15 protein-coding genes are annotated in these 17964 nt (G+C 66.1%); 6 read left to right on the forward strand and 9 right to left on the reverse strand.

The features are described 5' to 3' along the window. Positions 1 to 78 precede the first annotated feature (78 nt). The 6 genes from QRQ56_RS13505 (at position 79) to QRQ56_RS13530 (ending at position 9827) form a co-directional block, all read left to right on the forward strand. Positions 79 to 396 carry a PilZ domain-containing protein gene (locus tag QRQ56_RS13505; RefSeq protein WP_142248643.1) on the forward strand — a complete coding sequence of 106 codons (318 nt, stop codon included), beginning with the start codon at positions 79 to 81 and terminating at the stop codon, positions 394 to 396. A 118-nt stretch (positions 397 to 514) separates the two neighbouring features. Next, complete coding sequence (locus QRQ56_RS13510) at positions 515 to 1237, forward strand: nucleotidyltransferase family protein (protein WP_438740646.1); 723 nt, start codon at positions 515 to 517, stop codon at positions 1235 to 1237. Positions 1238 to 1514: 277 nt separating this feature from the next. Continuing rightward, entirely contained in the window at positions 1515 to 4661 is a 3147-nt protein-coding gene (gene addB / locus QRQ56_RS13515; protein ID WP_438740648.1) for a double-strand break repair protein AddB, read from the forward strand. Continuing rightward, positions 4655 to 8164 (forward strand): double-strand break repair helicase AddA, encoded by a 3510-nt coding sequence (gene addA, locus QRQ56_RS13520; RefSeq protein ID WP_438740650.1) that lies wholly within the window; start codon positions 4655 to 4657, stop codon positions 8162 to 8164. The genes addB and addA overlap by 7 nt, the downstream gene beginning before the upstream one ends. Before the next feature lie 68 nt (positions 8165 to 8232). After that, entirely contained in the window at positions 8233 to 8553 is a 321-nt protein-coding gene (gene trxA, locus QRQ56_RS13525; protein ID WP_007598398.1) for a thioredoxin, read from the forward strand. A gap of 266 nt (positions 8554 to 8819) precedes the next feature. Beyond that, positions 8820 to 9827 (forward strand): ATP-dependent DNA ligase, encoded by a 1008-nt coding sequence (locus QRQ56_RS13530; RefSeq protein ID WP_438741463.1) that lies wholly within the window; start codon positions 8820 to 8822, stop codon positions 9825 to 9827. Between the two features lie 70 nt (positions 9828 to 9897). On the opposite strand, the gene QRQ56_RS13535 is transcribed toward QRQ56_RS13530, so the two are convergent. The 9 genes from QRQ56_RS13535 to sppA all read right to left on the reverse strand — a co-directional run bounded on the left by QRQ56_RS13535 (position 9898) and on the right by sppA (position 17868). Then, positions 9898 to 10638, reverse strand: coding sequence for a metallophosphoesterase family protein (locus QRQ56_RS13535; RefSeq protein WP_438740651.1), 741 nt, complete (start codon positions 10636 to 10638; stop codon positions 9898 to 9900). Between the two features lie 141 nt (positions 10639 to 10779). Then, positions 10780 to 12123 (reverse strand): bifunctional folylpolyglutamate synthase/dihydrofolate synthase, encoded by a 1344-nt coding sequence (locus QRQ56_RS13540; RefSeq protein WP_438740653.1) that lies wholly within the window; start codon positions 12121 to 12123, stop codon positions 10780 to 10782. After that, positions 12120 to 13061 carry an acetyl-CoA carboxylase, carboxyltransferase subunit beta gene (gene accD / locus QRQ56_RS13545; RefSeq protein WP_438740655.1) on the reverse strand — a complete coding sequence of 314 codons (942 nt, stop codon included), beginning with the start codon at positions 13059 to 13061 and terminating at the stop codon, positions 12120 to 12122. Before accD ends, QRQ56_RS13540 begins: the two co-directional genes overlap by 4 nt. A gap of 112 nt (positions 13062 to 13173) precedes the next feature. Continuing rightward, on the reverse strand, positions 13174 to 14010 hold the full coding sequence (trpA, locus tag QRQ56_RS13550; protein WP_438740657.1) for a tryptophan synthase subunit alpha: 837 nt from the start codon (positions 14008 to 14010) through the stop codon (positions 13174 to 13176). Continuing rightward, on the reverse strand, positions 14007 to 15221 hold the full coding sequence (trpB, locus tag QRQ56_RS13555) for a tryptophan synthase subunit beta (RefSeq protein WP_438740658.1): 1215 nt from the start codon (positions 15219 to 15221) through the stop codon (positions 14007 to 14009). The genes trpA and trpB overlap by 4 nt, the downstream gene beginning before the upstream one ends. Next, positions 15218 to 15877 carry a phosphoribosylanthranilate isomerase gene (locus tag QRQ56_RS13560; RefSeq protein ID WP_438740660.1) on the reverse strand — a complete coding sequence of 220 codons (660 nt, stop codon included), beginning with the start codon at positions 15875 to 15877 and terminating at the stop codon, positions 15218 to 15220. Before QRQ56_RS13560 ends, trpB begins: the two co-directional genes overlap by 4 nt. Positions 15878 to 15943: 66 nt before the next feature. Continuing rightward, positions 15944 to 16336 carry a lipopolysaccharide assembly protein LapA domain-containing protein gene (locus QRQ56_RS13565; RefSeq protein ID WP_438740661.1) on the reverse strand — a complete coding sequence of 131 codons (393 nt, stop codon included), beginning with the start codon at positions 16334 to 16336 and terminating at the stop codon, positions 15944 to 15946. Positions 16337 to 16410: 74 nt separating this feature from the next. Beyond that, positions 16411 to 16716 carry an integration host factor subunit beta gene (locus QRQ56_RS13570; protein ID WP_007598410.1) on the reverse strand — a complete coding sequence of 102 codons (306 nt, stop codon included), beginning with the start codon at positions 16714 to 16716 and terminating at the stop codon, positions 16411 to 16413. Between the two features lie 171 nt (positions 16717 to 16887). Further along, positions 16888 to 17868, reverse strand: a complete 981-nt coding sequence (gene sppA / locus QRQ56_RS13575; RefSeq protein WP_438740663.1) for a signal peptide peptidase SppA — start codon at positions 17866 to 17868, stop codon at positions 16888 to 16890. Positions 17869 to 17964: the final 96 nt, after the last annotated feature.

Consider the following 17964-nt stretch of genomic DNA (forward strand, 5'->3'; position numbering starts at 1 on the left):
CGATTTACCGGCTGTTAGCCAAGATGTCGGTATTCTGGCGGCCAGGCAGCCGGGAAATTACGGGGCTGGAGCGGGCAGATGGCGGTAAAGACGGACCAGCGCGGCAACAGCCGGGTTGTCTTCGAGCGTGGCATTCCGGCCCAGATGATGGGTATCGACGGCACATGGCGGCGCGATTGCACCATGGAGGACGTCTCCGACAGCGGCGCGAAGCTGACCATCGACGGTTCGGTCGAAGGCCTGCATCTGAAAGAGTTCTTCCTGCTGCTGTCGTCCACCGGCTTGGCCTACCGGCGTTGCGAGCTGGCCTGGGTCAATGGCGACCAGATCGGCGTCAATTTCCTGAAGATCGGCGACAAGAAGAAAAAGGCGCGTTCCACAGCCGTCGGGGCATGACGGCAACACCCGTCGTACAACCGTCACGGCGGGTGGTTAAGGCGGTTGAGATGCGCTGCGGCCGATCCAACCTCGTGTTAGGATTGCTGCGGACACAAAAGGTCTGAGAAAGCGAAGGATGTCCGTCAAACCGACCAAAGCCATGGTGCTCGCCGCAGGGTTCGGCCTGCGCATGCGTCCGCTGACGGACAAGATGCCGAAGCCGATGGTACCGGTCGCCGGCCAGCCGCTGCTCGATCACGTGCTCGACAAGCTCGGCCAGGCCGGCGTGACCGACGCCGTGGTCAATGTGCATTACCTGCCCGACCAGATCATCGAACACACTGCCTCGCGCCAGCATCCGCGCGTCACCATCTCCGACGAACGCGACCAGGTGCTCGGCACCGGCGGCGGCGTGGTCAAGGCGCTGCCGCTGCTCGGCGATGCGCCGTTCTACCATGTCAATTCCGACACGCTGTGGATCGACGGCGTGCGCTCCAACCTGACGCGGCTTGCCGAGAATTTCGACCCTGAGCGCATGGACATCCTGTTGCTGATGGCGCCGACGGCAACCAGCATCGGCTATAGCGGCCGCGGCGATTACGGCATGCTACCGGACGGTGCCCTGCGCAAGCGCAAGGAAAAAGAGGTCGTTCCGTTCGTCTATGCGGGCGCGGCGATCCTGTCGCCGACGATCTTCGAAGGCGCGCCGCAAGGCGAGTTCTCGCTGACCAGGATGTTCGACCGCGCCAACGAGCAGGAGCGGCTGTTCGGCCTCCGCCTCGACGGCGTCTGGATGCATGTCGGCACGCCCGACGCCGTGCACGCCGCGGAAGAGGCGTTTCTGGAGAGCGTGGCGTAGGGTCGCTCTCTTGTCCCGGACGCGGTGCGGCGCCACAAGCGCGTTTACGCGCGTCTTCGACACGCTATGGTGCCGCTCCGCAGAGCCGGGACCCACTCCATCCTCCGTCACGAAACGAAGTAACCTGGGCCCCGGCTCAGCGGCGCATCACTCCGTGCTGCGCCGCGTCCGGGGCACGAGAGTGTAGCCCACGAACAACGGGGGACGATTCCTGCCCAGCCCATGACCATTCGACCCCGCCTCCCTATATTGCCTGATCCTTCGAATCAGGCAGCCCATGCGTGTCTTCAGCGTTCCCATCTCAGTTCCTTTCCTGCGCACGGTCGTTGCGGCCCTGCTCGAGGGACGGCTGGTCGAGGGGTTCGAGGCGCGCAAGGAACCGGCGCGGCTGGCGGATGCGACATTGTACCTGCCGACGCGGCGCGCGATGCGCGTCGTGCGCGAGATCTTCCTCGACGAGATGAAGACGGACGCCGTCGTGCTGCCGCGCATCGTCGCGCTCGGCGACATCGACGAGGACGAGCTCGCCTTCGCCGATGAGGGCGAGCAGTTCTCCGGCGCAACGCCGCTCGAGATCCCGCCGCGACTCGGCGAGCTCGAACGGCGGCTGACGCTGGCGCAGCTCGTTGCCGCCTGGGCCAAGGGTCCGGTGCTGTCGCCGCTGGTGGTCGGCGGGCCCGCCTCGACGCTTGCACTGGCCGGCGACCTCGCGCGCCTGATCGACGACATGGTCACGCGCGGCGTCGACTGGAACGCGCTCGACGGCCTCGTGCCCGACATGCTCGATCGCTACTGGCAGCACTCGCTCGAATTCCTGCGCATCGCGCGCATCGCCTGGCCCCAGCATCTCGCCGAGATCAACCGGATCGAGCCGGCGGCGCGGCGCGATCTGTTGATCGCGGCGGAAGCCAAGCGGCTGACCGCGCATCCGCATGGCCCCGTGATCGCGGCCGGCTCGACCGGTTCGATGCCGGCCACCGCGAAATTCCTGCACGCGGTCGCGCAGCTAGCCCATGGCGCCGTGGTGCTGCCGGGTCTCGACACCGATCTCGACGACGACGCCTGGCGCAGCATCGGAGGGGTGCGCGATTCGCTCGGCAAGTTCGCCGAGCACCCGGCCTCGAACCATCCGCAATATGCCATGCATGCGCTGCTGCAGCGCTTCGGCATCAAGCGCAGCGACGTCGAGATCCTTCAGCCGCCGGCCGAAGGCGGTCGCGATCTGCTCGCCTCCGAATCGATGCGCCCCTCCGCCAAGACGGAAATCTGGCACGACCGGCTGAAGCAGCCGGATGTCGCCACGAAGATCTCGGGCGGCATGGCGAGGCTCGCCGTCGTGGAGGCACCCAATCCGGAAATGGAAGCGCTCGCCATCGCCATTGCGATGCGCGAAGCGCGGCATCTCGGCAAATCCGCCGCGCTGGTGACGCCCGACCGCGCGCTGGCGCGCCGCGTGATGGCTGCGCTGACCCGATGGGGTCTCGGTTTCGATGATTCCGGCGGCGACGTGCTGATCGAAACCTCCGCCGGAATCTTCGCGCGCCTCGCGGCGGAGGCGGCGACGAAGGGATTGGAGCCACCGACGCTGCTGGCGATGCTCAAGCATCCGCTGTGCCGGCTCGGCCGCGCACCCGGCGCGTGGAAGGCGGAGATCGAAGACCTCGAGCTTTCGCTCCTGCGCGGCACGCGCCCGCCCGCCGGTACGGCCGGTCTCTTGCGTGAATTCAACCGCTTCCGTGACGAGCTTGCAAAGCTGTGGCGCCACGAGGTTTCCGCGCTTCACAAGGCCGAACCCCGCGCGCATCTCAAGGCCGAGGATCTCGATCGCATTCAGGCGCTGATCGACGCCCTGCAGAAGGCGCTCGCGCCGATCGAGAGCCTGCCGCCGCCGAAGCCGTACGACTTCGCCGAGCTCGCGCATCGGCATCGCGAGATCATGATCGCGCTGTCGCGCGACGATCAGGGCATTCCGCTCGCCTTCGAGGATCGCGAGGGCCTCGCGCTCGCCGGCGCTTTCGACGATCTCCTGCGTGGCGGCACGACCAGCGGATTGATGGTGCAGCTAGCGGACTATCCCGACGTCTTCCAGACCGCCTTTGGCGACCGCGCGGTACGACGGCGCGACAAGCCCGGCGCGCGGCTGCAGATCTACGGCCCGCTGGAATCGCGCCTGATGCAGGCCGACCGCATCATTATCGGTGGGTTGATCGAGGGCGTCTGGCCACCGGCGCCGCGCATCGACCCCTGGCTCAGCCGGCCGATGCGGCACGAGCTTGGCCTCGATCTGCCGGAACGGCGCATCGGCCTCTCCGCCCACGACTTCGCGCAACTGCTCGGCGGTGACGAAGTGATCCTCACCCATTCCGCCAAGGCCGGCGGCGCGCCGGCGGTGGCCTCGCGCTTCCTGCACCGGCTCGAGGCGGTCGCGGGCGCCGATCTCTGGAAGGCCGCGATCCGAGCCGGCGAGAGCTACGTGCGATTTGCCGAGCGTTTGGACCAGCCCGACAAGGTCGAGCCGATCAAGCAGCCCGAGCCGCGGCCACCGCGCGCGACGCGGCCATTGAAGATGTCGGTGACCGCGATCGAGGATTGGCTGCGCGATCCCTACACCATCTATGCAAAGTACATCCTGCGGCTCGACGCGCTGGATCCCGTCGACATGCCGCTCTCGGCGGCCGACCGCGGCTCGGCGATCCACGATGCCATCGGCGAGTTCACGGAAACCTATGCGGCTCGTCTGCCCGACGACCCCGCACGTGTCTTGCGCACGATCGGCGAAAAGCATTTCGCGCCGTTGATGGAGCGTCCCGAGGCGCGGGCGCTGTGGTGGCCGCGGTTTCAGCGCATCGCGCGTTGGTTCGGCGAATGGGAGACGGCGCGGCGCGGCGTGATCGAGGCGATCACGGCAGAGACTCGGGGCGAGATCTCGATCCGACTCGACAATGCACGCACATTCTACCTTTCCGCGCGCGCCGACCGCATCGAGCGACGCCAGGGCGGCGGCTATGCCATCCTCGATTACAAGACCGGCCAGCCGCCGACCGGCAAGCAGGTCCGCATGGGCCTGTCGCCGCAGCTCACGCTGGAAGCCGCCATCCTCCGCGAAGGCGGTTTCCCCGACATCGATGCGGGCGCCTCCGTGAGCCAGCTCGTCTATGTCCGCCTGAGCGGCAACAACCCGCCGGGCGAAGAGCGCATCCTCGAGCTCAAATACAAGCAGAGCGACGAGCCGCAGCCGCCGGACATCGCGGCCGCCGAAGCGCGGGCCAAGCTGGAAGCACTGATCCGCGCCTTCGAGGACGAGAACCAGCCCTACACCTCGCTGAACCTGCCGATGTGGACCAACCGCTACGGCACCTATGACGATCTCGCCCGGATCAAGGAATGGTCCGCGGCGGGCGGCCTGGGGATCGAGGAATGGTGAAGTTGCCGCGTCCCATCCCCGACGAGGTGCGCGCGCGTCAGGCGCGTGCATCGGACCCGACCGCGTCGGCCTTCGTGTCGGCCAATGCCGGCTCAGGCAAAACCCACGTGCTGGTGCAGCGCGTGATCCGCCTTTTGCTGTCGGGCGTTCCTCCCGAGAAGATTCTCTGTATCACTTTCACCAAGGCTGCGGCCGCCAACATGGCCGAGCGTGTGTTCACCACGCTCGGCCACTGGGTGACGCTGGATGACACCGGCCTCGATGCCGCGATCAAAGCCGTCGGCATCCCCCATCCTGATCGAAAGATACGCCGCGAAGCGCGAAAACTGTTTGCCTGCGCGCTTGAGACGCCGGGCGGGCTGAAGGTGCAGACCATCCACGCGCTGTGCACCCGCCTGCTGCAGCAGTTTCCGTTCGAGGCCAATGTGCCCGCGCGCTTTTCCGTCATCGACGAGCGCGACCAGACCGACATGATGGAGCGCGCCAATCTGAAGGTGCTGCTGGAGGCCGCGCGCGCGCCTGACAGCGTCACCGGCCGCGCGCTGCTGACCGCGATGGCAAGCGCCGCCGACGTCACCTTCAAGGAGGTCGTGCGCGAGGCCTGTCTCAGCCGCGACCATTTCATGGCCTGGACCGACGGGGCCGGCAACGTGGAAGCGGCGGCGGCCCAGATGGCCGCGGCGCTGGGTGTCGATGCGAACGACCGCATCGAGGACGTCGAGACGGAAATCCTCGATGGACCCTATTTGCCACGCTCGCGCTGGGACGACATCGCTTTCGCGCTGGAAGACGGCAGCAAGTCCGACAACGACCAGGCGGGCCGGCTCCGCGAGGCCAAGGTGTTTAGCGGCGCGGCGCAGGTCGATGCCTATCTGTCCGTCTTCCTCACCGACGAAAAGCTGCCGCGCAAGTCGGTGCTGACCAAGAAATTCGGCGAGCACAATCCGTCCGTCGCCCGCCTGTTCGAGGCCGAAGCGCAGCGCGTCGGTGGATTGGTCGAGAAGCGCCGCGCGGTCACCATGCGCGACCGCACCGCGGCTCTCTTGCACATTGCGACCGCGGCTGCGGCGAACTACCGCCGCGAGAAGCAGGAACGCGGCCTGCTCGACTATGACGATCTCATCGACAAGACGCTGGCGATGCTCGACCGCATCTCCTCAGGCTGGGTGCATTACAAGCTCGACCGCGGCGTCGATCATGTGCTGATCGACGAAGCCCAGGACACCAGCCCGCGACAATGGGACATCGTTGCGCACATCATCTCGGAATTCACCGCCGGCGAAGGCGCGCGCGAAGGCCTGAACCGTACGGTGTTCGCGGTCGGCGACGAGAAGCAATCGATCTTCTCGTTCCAGGGCGCAGATCCGCACGAATTCGACACCCGCAAGCGGGAGCTGAACCGCAGATTCACTGCGGCTGGGCTCAAGTTCGATCCGGTCGACTTTACCTATTCGTTCCGATCGGGTGCTGCGATCCTGCATTCGGTCGACCATGTCTTCCGAGAGCCTCAGATCTACAAGAGCATCCACTCGATCGACATCGGCCATCCCCTCCACAATTCGCTCAGCGACGCCGGCCCGAGCGTCGTCGAACTGTGGGACCTCGCCGAGGCCGACGACCGGCAGGAGATCGAAGGCTGGCGTGCGCCGTTCGACGGCGTTGCCGCCACCAGCCCCGAGGTGAAGCTCGCGCGCCGCATCCAGGCCGAGATCAAGCGACTGGTCGAAAGCGGCACGCTGACCGGGCATGCCGGTGAACGCCGTCCGCTACGCTATGGCGACATGCTGATCCTGGTGCGCAGGCGCGGCAATGCGTTCGACGCCGTGATCCAGGCGCTGAAACACGCTGGCGTCCCCGTCGCCGGCGCCGACCGGCTCAAGCTCACCGAGCACATCGGCATCATCGATCTGATGAACCTTGCGGATGCGCTGCTGCTGCCGCAGGACGATCTTGCGCTGGCGGTGGCGCTGAAGAGCCCGCTGTTCGGGCTCGACGACGACGATCTGTTCGTGCTCGCCCATGGCCGCAAGGGATCGCTGCGCCGCGCGCTCGGCGAGCAAGCTGCTACAGCTGAAAAGTTCGCGACCGTGCTGCGGCGCCTGGAAGCCTGCGAGATGCGCGCGGGCGAGGAGACGCCGTTCGCCTTTTACGCCTGGCTGCTCGGCGGCGATGGCGGCCGCGCGCGCATCCTGCGCCGGCTGGGCCACGAGGCCAACGATGCGCTCGACGAATTCCTGGAGCTGGCGCTGAACTACGAGCGCAAGGCGCCGGCTTCGCTGCAAGGCTTCATGGCCTGGCTGCGCTCGGCCGATACCGAGGTGAAGCGCGACATGGAGATCTCGCGCGACGAGGTGCGGGTGATGACCGTGCACGGCGCCAAGGGGCTCGAAGCCTCCGTCGTGTTCATGGTCGACACCACGTCGTCGCCGGCCGATTCTCAGCGCGTGCGGCTGATCCACGTGCCGCGCGGTAATGGCGGCGAGGTCGTGGTCTGGGCCGGGCGCAAGGCCGATGATCCCAAGCCGGTCGCCGAGGCACGCAAGGCCATGCTGGAGGAAACCGAGGACGAATATCGCCGCCTGCTCTATGTCGCGATGACGCGCGCGGCCGACCGGCTGATCGTCGGCGGCTGCATGCCCGGCAACATGAAGACGGTGCGCAAGCTGAGCTGGTACGACCTGGTCGACACCGGGCTGGCAGGCTCGGGGCTCGACAAACAGGTCGTCGAGACGCCGCTCGGCAAGGTCACCCGTTTCGCCCGGCCGGAGGATGTCGCGGCGCTGGGCACGCCGGCCGTCTCGGTGGATCAAACGATCGCCTTGCCGGACTGGCTGCGAACCCCCGCACCCCGCGAAGCCGCCGAGGACGATCCCGTGCGCCCGTCCGGCCAATCGGCCGAGCAGGGCCGCAGCGTCCGGTCGGGCGAATCAGTGCAGTCGCGCGCGCTGGCACTGCAGCGCGGCACGCTGGTGCACCGGCTGCTGCAATCGCTGCCCGATATCGCCCCGGAGCGCCGGCGCGAGGCCGCGCTGGGCTTCATGACGCGCAACGCTGCCGACTGGACCGAGGCCGACCGCACCGCGCTGGCCGACAAGGTGCTCACGTTGATCACTGAACCGCGCTTTGCGCCGGTCTTTGCCGCCGGCAGCCGGGCGGAAGTCGCCATCGCCGGCCGGCTGGAGCGGCCGGGTCGCGCCCCGGCGTTGGTATCGGGGCAGATCGACCGGCTGGTCATTCGACCGGATGAGGTCTTGATCGTCGATTTCAAGACCAACCAGGCGGCGCCCAAAAGCGCGGCTGAGGCGCCCGTCGCCTATGTCCGGCAGCTTGCGCTGTACCGGGCGGTGCTGGCGCGGCTTTATCCCCAAAAGCCCATCAGGGCCGTCCTGCTTTGGACCGAGGCCCTTGAATATATGGAGATTTCAGCCCCCGCGCTGGACGCGGCGCTGGCATCTCTTCATCTCGGTGTGAGCGTCCTTGACCCGGCAACAAGCCGTTCATAGGTTCACCCCATGATCCCCAGCGCGATTCCAGGTCGCGCCGATTCTCTCAACCGAGTGAGGTACTCCCAATGGCCGTTGGCAAGGTTTCTGACACCGATTTCGAAGCCGAAGTGCTCAAGGCGAACGGCCCCGTGGTCGTCGATTTCTGGGCCGAGTGGTGCGGCCCCTGCCGCATGATCGCACCCGCCCTCGACGAGATCGCCGGCGCGATGGGCGACAAGGTCAAGATCGTGAAGCTCAACGTCGACGAGAGCCCGAAGACCGCCTCGAAGTACGGCGTGATGTCGATCCCGACCCTGATGATCTTCAAGGGCGGCGAGATGGCCTCCCGCCAGGTCGGCGCCGCGCCGAAGGCGAAGCTGCAGCAGTGGATCACGTCGGCGGTTTGATCCGGCGCGATTGACTGAAGTGCTTTTGGAACGGCCGGCTCATCACCGGCCGTTTTGTTTTGCGTAGCCCGGATGGAGCGAGAGCGTAATCCGGGACCGCTGTCGCTTGTGGCGCGAATCCCGGATTGCGCTTCGCTCCATCCGGGCTACGAGAGGACCCAAAGGCCGGCCGTTTGCGTTGGTGGGACATGTTCAGCGTATGACGAGTCCCGCCCTTGCCAGCCCCTCCCGTGAAGCGCGCCCGAAGATCGACATCCCTCGTCGCGATGGAGGCGCGGTCGGTCGACGAGATTCCGCGCGGTAAGGAATGGCAGTACGAGCCGAAATGGGATGGCTTCCGCTGCCTCCTCTCGCGAAATGGCAGCGATGTCGATCTGCGCTCGAAATCCGGTGAAGACCTCGCGCGCTATTTTCCGGAAGTGGTCGCCGCCGCGCTGAAGCTGAAGGCTGATCGCTTCACGTTCGACGGCGAGCTGGTCGTGCCGCAGGACAAGGGCTTTTCGTTCGACGCGCTGCTGCAACGGATCCATCCCGCCGCAAGCCGCGTGAAAAAGCTGTCGCAGGAGACGCCGGCACTCTATCTCGCCTTCGATCTGCTTGCGACCTCCCGGGAGAAGGCTCTCGCCGAGAAGACGCTTAACGAGCGTCGGCCGTCGCTGGAAGCGTTTGCAAAAGCCAATCTGAGGGGCAGCCTGTTCCGTCTCTCACCGTTCACCGCAAGCTACGCCACGGCGAAAAAATGGCTAGCGCAATCCGGCGGCGGCTCGGACGGCGTCATCGCCAAGCGCATCGACTTGCCCTATCAGGCCGGCAACCGTGACGGCATGCAGAAGATCAAGAAATACCGCAGCGCCGATTGCGTCGTCGGCGGCTTCCGCTATGCCACCAACAAGATCGCGGGTCGCAAGGTGGTGGGGTCGCTGCTGCTCGGGCTCTACGACGATGCCGGCTTGCTGCACCATGTCGGCTTCACCTCCGCGCTCAAGGCGGACGAGAAGCCCGCGCTGACCGACCGGCTGGAGGCGCTGATTGCAAAACCCGGTTTTACGGGCAACGCGGCGGGCGGCCCGAGCCGCTGGTCGACCGATCGCTCGGCGAAATGGTGCCCGCTGAAGCCGAAGCTGGTGATCGAGGTCTGCTACGACCATTTCAGCGGCGAGCGCTTTCGCCACGGCACCTCGATCCTGCGCTGGCGTCCCGACAAGGCGCCAGGGCAATGCCGCTTCGAGCAGCTGAAACAGAAAGTGCCCGATCCGATGAAGCTGCTGAAGTAAATTGCGCTCGTGCCCCGGACGCAGCGCAGCGCGTCTTCCGCGATGCGCTGCGTCCGGGGCACGAGAAGAGCTACCCGATCCATCCCGTCGCCAGCGCGTTCGCAAGCTCCGGCTGATCGTTACGACGGGCCAACGCCGCCATGGCCTCGTGATCGTAGGCGATGTTGCGGAACGTCACCTGCCAGGCACCACCAACGAATTCGAGGATTGCATAACGCGCATGCGGCGTGCCGGCTTCGACGACGTGCGGATACGGATGCTTGTCGCGAAAGCCGGGACTGCCGACGCTGCCGGGATTGACGATCAGCCGGCCGTCGCGCAGGCGCACGGCGCGGGCGAGATGGGTGTGGGCGCAGAGGATCAGCGATTGCGAGATCCCCAGCGCGTATTGCTCGATCCGGTCCAGCGGCGACAGCGCCACCGCGCCGTCCGGGTGTACGGTATCGAGCCAATAGATTTCGTCATTGTCCGGCGTTGCGTGGCAGAGGAAGACGCGGTCGCGGAACAGGCGGGTCTTCGGCTGCGCACGCAGCCAGTCGAGCTGCGCGGCGTCGAGCGCGTCGTAGGCGGGACGATCCCACGACCCCATCTTCTCCGGCGGCCGGTCGAGCAGATAGCGGTCGTGATTGCCAGCTACGTGCACGGCGTCCAGCCTCATCAGGATCTCGATGGTGCGGCGCGCATCGAGCGGGCCGCTCAGCATGTCGCCGAGATTGACGATGTCTTCGATGCCGTGCGCGCGAATGTCGGCGAGCACTGCTTCGAGCGCGAGGTGATTTCCGTGGATGTCGGCAATCGCGGCAAATCGCATTGGGGACTCTCTCTTGCCCCGGACGCAACGCAGTGCTTCTTCAGCGGTGCGCTGCAGCCAGGGCCCATGTGGCAGACATTCTGGGTCCCGGCTCTGCGGAGCAGCGTTGCACGCTGCACCGCGTCCGGGACACGAGACCGCCTATGCAGGAGGCGTGCCGTTCAAGCCCAGCACATGCCCGGCCAGATACAGCGAGCCCGTAATCAGGATGCGCGGCGGCACTTCATAGGCGAGTTTCGACAAAGCGCGCAACGCGGCTTCGATCCCGGGCGCGATCTCGACGCGCATGCCGAGGCTGCGCGCGGCGTCCGCGAGGCGATCGACCGGCATCGCGTTCTCGGTATCGGGGATCGGCACCGCCATGATGTGACGGGTGAGGCCGGCGAAATTGGCGAGGAAGCCTTGCGCATCCTTGTTGGCCATCATGCCCGCGATCACGACCAGCGGGCGCGACACCCGCTCTTCGAGATCGCCGAGCGCAGCGGCGGCGACGCGGCCACCTTCGGCATTGTGCCCGCCATCGAGCCAGATCTCCGAGCCTTGCGGGCCCCAGCCGGGCAATTCGCCCGAGGTGAGACGCTGCATCCGCGCCGGCCATTCGGCGCCGACGATTCCGGCTTCGAACGCCGCTTGACCGATCTTGAAGGTCGGGATCGCGCGCAGCGTTGCGATGGCAAGGCCGGCATTGGCGAATTGGTGGCGGCCGAATAGACGCGGCGCCGGCAGATCCATCAGGCCGCGCTCGTCGGAATAGACGAGGCGCCCGCGCTCGACATTGACGTGCCAGCTCTCGTTCGCCGCAAACAGCGGCGCGCGCATGCGCTTGGCCTGCGCCTCGATCACGGCCATCGCCTCCGGCATCTGCTCGGCACAAATCACGGGCACGCCGCGCTTGACGATCCCCGCCTTCTCGCCGGCGATCGAGGTCAGCGTGTCGCCCAGGAAATCCATGTGGTCCATGCTGACGGGCGTGATCACGCAGGCCGCCGGCGCGTCGACGACATTGGTCGAATCGAGCCGGCCGCCGAGGCCGACTTCGAGCAGCACCGCATCGGCCGGGTTCTGCGCGAACAGATGAAAGGCGGCCGCCGTCTTCAGCTCGAACACGGTCGCGGCCTCGCCGGCATTGACGCGCTCGACCTCTTCCAGCGCCGCCCGCAACTCGTCGTCGCCGACCAACACGCCGCCACCGATGCGGCCGAGCCGGAAACATTCGTTGATGCGGACGAGATAGGGCGAGGTATAGGCGTGGACGCGCAGGCCCGCGGCCTCCAGCGTCGCGCGCAGATATGCAACCGTCGAGCCCTTGCCGTTGGTGCCGGCGACATGGATCACCGGGGGCAGCTTGCGTTCGGGATGGCCGAGCCGTTCGAGCAGGCGGTTCATCCGCTCGAGGCCCAGATCGATGCGTTTCTGATGCAGGGCCGACAGCCGCCCGATCAATTCGCCGAGCGGCGTCTTCGTGCTGTCAAGGGACGCGTTCACGCGTGGGGCGCAGCCGGCGCCGTCTCAGCGGCCGAGACGATCTGTGCCGGGCTCGCGACCGGCTGCACGGACTTCGATGGGCCGTCCTGCGCCGGTGCCTTGGTCAGCAGGCGGCAGAGCCGCGCCAGGGTCGGACGCAGTTCGTGACGATGCACGACCATGTCGACCATGCCGTGGTCTTTGAGATACTCGGCGCGCTGGAAGCCCTCGGGAAGCTTTTCGCGGATGGTCTGCTCGATCACGCGCGCGCCGGCAAAACCGATCAACGCGCCGGGCTCGGCGATCTGCACGTCGCCCAGCATCGCGTAGGAGGCGGTGACGCCGCCGGTGGTCGGATTGGTCAGCACGACGATATAAGGCTGCTTCGCCTCGCGCAGCATCTGCACGGCGACCGTCGTGCGCGGCATCTGCATCAGCGACAAGATGCCTTCCTGCATGCGCGCGCCGCCCGATGCCGCGAACACGATGAACGGCGACTTCTTCTCGACCGCGAGCTCGAGCCCGCGCACGATGGCCTCACCCGCGGCCATGCCGAGCGAGCCGCCCATGAAGTCGAAATCCTGCACGGCGACGACGACGCCGGCGCCTTCGAGCTTGCCGTAGCCGACCTTGATCGCGTCATTCAAATTGGTGCGCGCCCGCGCATCCTTGATGCGATCGACATATTTCTTCTCGTCGCGGAACTTGAGCGGGTCGGGCGTGACCTCGGGCAGCGCGACGTCGAACCAGGTCTCGTTGTCGAAGATCGACTTCAGACGCGCCACCGCGCCCATGCGCATGTGATAATTCGAGCCGGGGATGACGAACTGGTTTGCCTCGACGTCCTTGTAGAACACGAGCTGTCCGGAATCCGGGCACTTGATCCACAGATTCTCCGGCGTCTCCCGCCGCAGCATGTTTCGGATCTTCGGCCGGACCACATTGGTAAGCCAGTTCATGGTTTGCTCCGATGTGCGACGCCGCCTGGGCGATCGCCTGAAGGGATATATGGCGGCCGGGTCTCCGCCCGGCAAGCCGCCGTGTCGCCCGCTCCAAAAGCGGAATTATGGCCTATTCCGCCACCTGTTTCGCGCCCTTGACGCCCTGTGCCAGGGCCGCCGTCAACTCGGCGACGGCGTTAACGGTTTTGGCGGTCGCCCGCCCCTCGGCATCGAGGCTGTTCTTGAGTGCATCGACCAGCGCGGTGCCGACCACGGAGCCGTCGGCCTTCTCGGCAATGGCGCGCGCCGCCTCCGGCGTGCGGATGCCAAAGCCAACGCAGATCGGCAAGCTCGTGTGCCGCTTGATGCGCGCGACAGCTTCGCCGACGACATTCGCGTCCGCGGCCGCCGCGCCAGTGATGCCGGCGATGGAGACGTAATAGACAAAGCCTGACGTGTTCGCGAGCACCGCGGGCAGGCGCTTGTCGTCGGTGGTCGGGGTCGCCAGGCGAATGAAGTTCAGGCCCGCCTTCAGCGCGGGAATGCAGAGCTCTTCGTCTTCCTCCGGCGGCAGATCGACGATGATCAGGCCGTCGACGCCAGCCGTCTTGGCATCAGCCAGGAACTTGTCGACGCCGTAGATGTAGATCGGATTGTAATAGCCCATCAGCACCAGGGGCGTGGAATTGTCGGCCTTGCGGAAGTCGCTCACGAGACCGAGCGTCTTCTTCAAGGTCATGCCGATCTTCAGCGCGCGGAGGCCGGCGGCCTGGATCGAGGGACCATCCGCCATCGGATCGGTGAAGGGAATGCCGAGCTCGATGACGTCGGAACCTGATTTCGAGAGCGCCTTGACGATCTCGAGCGACGTCACGGGATCGGGATCGCCGGCCATCACATAGGTGACGAAGGCCGCGCGGCCCTGCTTCTTCAACTCGGCAAAGCGAGTGTCGATACGCGTGGTCACTTCTTGCCCCTCAGGATATCGCCGACCTGCGGGACGTCCTTGTCGCCGCGGCCGGAGAGGTTGACGACCATCAGGTGATCCCTCGGCCGCTTCGGCGCGAGCTCCATCACCTTGGCGATGGCATGCGCCGGCTCCAGCGCGGGAATGATGCCTTCGAGCTTCGACAGCAGCTGGAACGCGGCGAGCGCCTCGTCGTCAGTCGCGGAGAGATAGTTCACGCGGCCGACCTCGTGCAGCCAGGAATGCTCGGGGCCGATGCCGGGATAGTCGAGGCCGGCAGAAATCGAATGCGCGTCCTGGATCTGGCCGTCGGCATCCATCAGCAGGTAGGTGCGGTTGCCGTGCAGCACGCCGGGACGGCCGCCCGCGATCGAGGCGGCATGCAGCTGCGTCAGCCCGTGGCCCGCGGCTTCGACGCCGAAGATCTCGACGGAGGGATCGTCGAGGAAGGGATGGAACAGGCCCATCGCATTCGAGCCGCCGCCGATGCAGGCGACCAGCGAATCCGGCAGGCGACCCTCGACCTCCTGCATCTGCGTCTTGGTCTCGTTGCCGATGATCGACTGGAAGTCGCGCACCAGCGTCGGATAGGGGTGCGGCCCCGCCACCGTGCCGATGCAGTAGAACGTGTTGTGCACGTTGGTGACCCAATCGCGCAGCGCCTCGTTCATGGCGTCCTTCAGCGTGCGCGTGCCCGACTGCACAGGGACCACCGTGGCGCCCAGCATCTCCATGCGGATGACGTTGGGCTGCTGCCGCTCGACGTCGACGGCGCCCATGTAGACCACGCATTCGAGCCCGAAGCGCGCGCACAGCGTCGCTGTGGCGACACCGTGCTGGCCCGCGCCGGTCTCGGCGATGATGCGCTTCTTGCCCATGCGCCGCGCCAGCATGATCTGGCCGAGCACGTTGTTCACCTTGTGCGAGCCGGTGTGGTTCAGCTCTTCGCGCTTGAGATAGATCTTGGCGCCGCCGAGATGCTCGGTGAGGCGCTCGGCGAAATAGAGCGGCGAGGGCCGGCCGACATAGTTCTTGAGATAACCGTTCATCTCGCCCTGGAAGGCCGGATCGGCCTTGGCCGCGGTGTAGGCCTTCTCTAGGTCGAGGATCAGCGGCATCAGGGTTTCGGCGACGAAGCGTCCGCCGAAGATGCCGAAATGGCCGCGATCGTCGGGACCGCTGCGATAGGAGTTTGGTTTGGCGATGTTCATCGAACGCTCAACTCTTGAGTGGCGCGCGCGGCGCGAATGAAAGCCTTGATCATCTCGGGGTCTTTGACGCCGGGGGCGCTCTCGACACCGGAAGAGACGTCGACGCCACCCGCGCGGGTGACGCGGAGCGCCTCGGCGAGGTTGTCAGCGTGAAGCCCGCCTGAAACCATATACGGGAGCGCGAGCTCAAGGTTTTGCAACAGGCGCCAATCAAACGGCTCTCCCAGGCCGCCGGGCCGGGTCGCATCCTTCGGCGCGCGCGCGTCGAACAGGATGCGATCGGCGACCGCGGCATAGCCCGGCAGTACCGCCAGATCGCTGGCGGTCGCGACCGGGACCGCCTTCATCACGGGGCGGCCGAACCGCTGCTTGATGTCACGCAGCCGCGCGACGCTTTCCTGGCCGTGGAGCTGGAAAATGTCCGGCGACAGCGCAACCATGATGTTGTCGAGCGTCGCATCGTCGGCATCGACAGTGAGCGCCACCTTGAGCGCGCGGCCCTTGACCTGGCGGCCGAGCTCGCGCCCGAGCTCCAGCGCCAGATGCCGGGGCGACGGCGGAAAGAACACGAACCCCACCATGTCGGCGCCGGCGTCGAGCGCTATTTCGAGCGTCTCGCGCGTGGAGAGGCCGCAGATTTTGACGAGCAGGGGCATGGTTTCAAAGCAAATGGAGGCCGCGGATCCGCGGCCGGAAAACGGGGTTTTCGGTCGGGGCCGCTTCTACAACGTCGCGCGCTGCTTGTCTCGCCCGATGGGCCCGTAAAGCCCGACCCCGGAGGGAACGGGAAGGCGCTGGGATTCGGGCCTCGCCGCGGCCGCCTGGGCCCGCAGATCGGCCAGTTCGCCCCTGGCGGCCCGCGCCTCCGCATCGTTCCGCCGCGCGGCGCGCCGCCAGTGCCGCTGACCGAACCAGACCGCACAGCCGCCCGCCAGAACCCCGATTCCCGCCACCAGGATCAGCAACAGGAACAGCGGCAGCGTGACGGAGAGTGAAGGATCGTCCGAAATGAAGGGGTCGAAGGAGACCGTGACGAAATGCCGGTTGGCGACGGCAAATGCCACCAGGATCAGGCCCAGCGGGATCACGATCAGCGCGGTCAGGAATTTTCGCATCGCGATCGCTCGTCTTGAATCAAGCTTGCGGCCGCACTATGCGACCGTTCGGTTAAACCCCGACGACGACAGCCTCAATCGGGCGCGCCAGGATCCGGATGGTCGCGGTTCAACCGCTCGCGCATTTCCTTGCCGGTCTTGAAGAACGGAACGCTCTTCTGGTCGACGGGCACATGGGCGCCCGTGCGCGGATTGCGCCCGGCGCGTGCAGGGCGATGCTTGACCGAGAAGGCACCGAAGCCGCGCAACTCGACGCGGTCACCGCGCGCGAGGGCCGCTACGATCTCTTCGAGAATCGCATTCACAATGTTCTCGACATCCCGCTGGTACAGATGCGGGTTGTGCTCGGCGATACGCTGAACAAGTTCGGATTTGATCATCGAGAGATAGGACCCGGGAGCGTGCGGATGACCATTTCCGTGAAAATACCGTGATCTGTCAAGACGCTAAATCAAGATTGAGCATCGGGAAAATGCGTGACAAATGCCGAAAAAGCGGGCTGCCCCGATGCCCGCCAGACGGGAAAACCCTGGGAAGCTCGCCCAGCCCTCTCAGTTTGACGCGGCCGGCTGCCACAGAGCCAGCATTCCATCCATTCCGAACCGGTCGACCGCCTGCGCGACGCCGGTTTGCCCGATTTGATGCGCAATCGAGCCCAAACCAAGCGCTTCCAGCGTGATCGCGGCGGCCGTCTTGAGGAACGGCAGATCGCCAAAGCGCGGCTGAAGCTTGTAGTCTCGTACCGGCAGACCCTTCTTGACGCTCTTGTTCTCGACAAGCCAGCTCACCGCCGTCTTCTCGTCGCCGATCTGGTCGATCAGCTTGAGATCGATCGCCTGGCGTCCGGTGAAGACGCGGCCATCAGCCACTTTCTCGAGCTGCGTGTCATCCATGCCACGCCGATCCTTCACCAGCCCCCTGAACCAGGCGTAGGAATCCTTCACCAGCGCATCGAGAGCGGCCCGCGCTTCGGGACTGGTCGGCTCAAAACCGTTGGGCGCGGCCTTCAGCGGCGAGGACTTCACCTCCTCGACCTTGACGCCGATGGTCTTCAGCAGCTCGGAGACGTTGGGGTATTGGAACAGCACGCCGATCGATCCGACCAGCGAGCTCTGCTGGGCGACGATGTGGTCGCTCGCAATCGCAGTGATGTAGCCCCCGGAGGCAGCCAGGCCCTCGACCACCACGACCAGCGGCTTCTTCGCCTTGAGCCGGACCAGCGAGTCATAGAGCTGCTCGGAGCCGGCGGTGGTGCCGCCGGGCGAATTGATGTGAACGATGACGGCGGCCGCCTGCGAGTTCTCCAGCCGCTCCAGCGCCTGGGTGCGATCGGAATCGCTGCGGATCAGGCCTTCGATGTGAACGCGCGCGATCGAGCCGGCGGATGCGAAGCTGCCCCGCGCGCCGGGCGTTGCCATCAGCGCAAAGCCTGCGATCGCCGCGATCGCGATCAGCGCAGCCACGACGCGCCAGAACGTCAGCTTGCGACGGATCCGGCGGCGATCGACGATGATGTCCGAATCGAGCGACATCGGAATTCTCCAAATGAAAGACTGGACGCGTTGTGCCGTCACGGCGTGACCAACAGCTTATCTGGATACATCAATTGCGGCGCAATTTGAAGAAAA

This window comes from Bradyrhizobium sp. U531 (assembly GCF_051710265.1).
Taxonomy (GTDB): Bacteria; Pseudomonadota; Alphaproteobacteria; order Rhizobiales; family Xanthobacteraceae; genus Bradyrhizobium.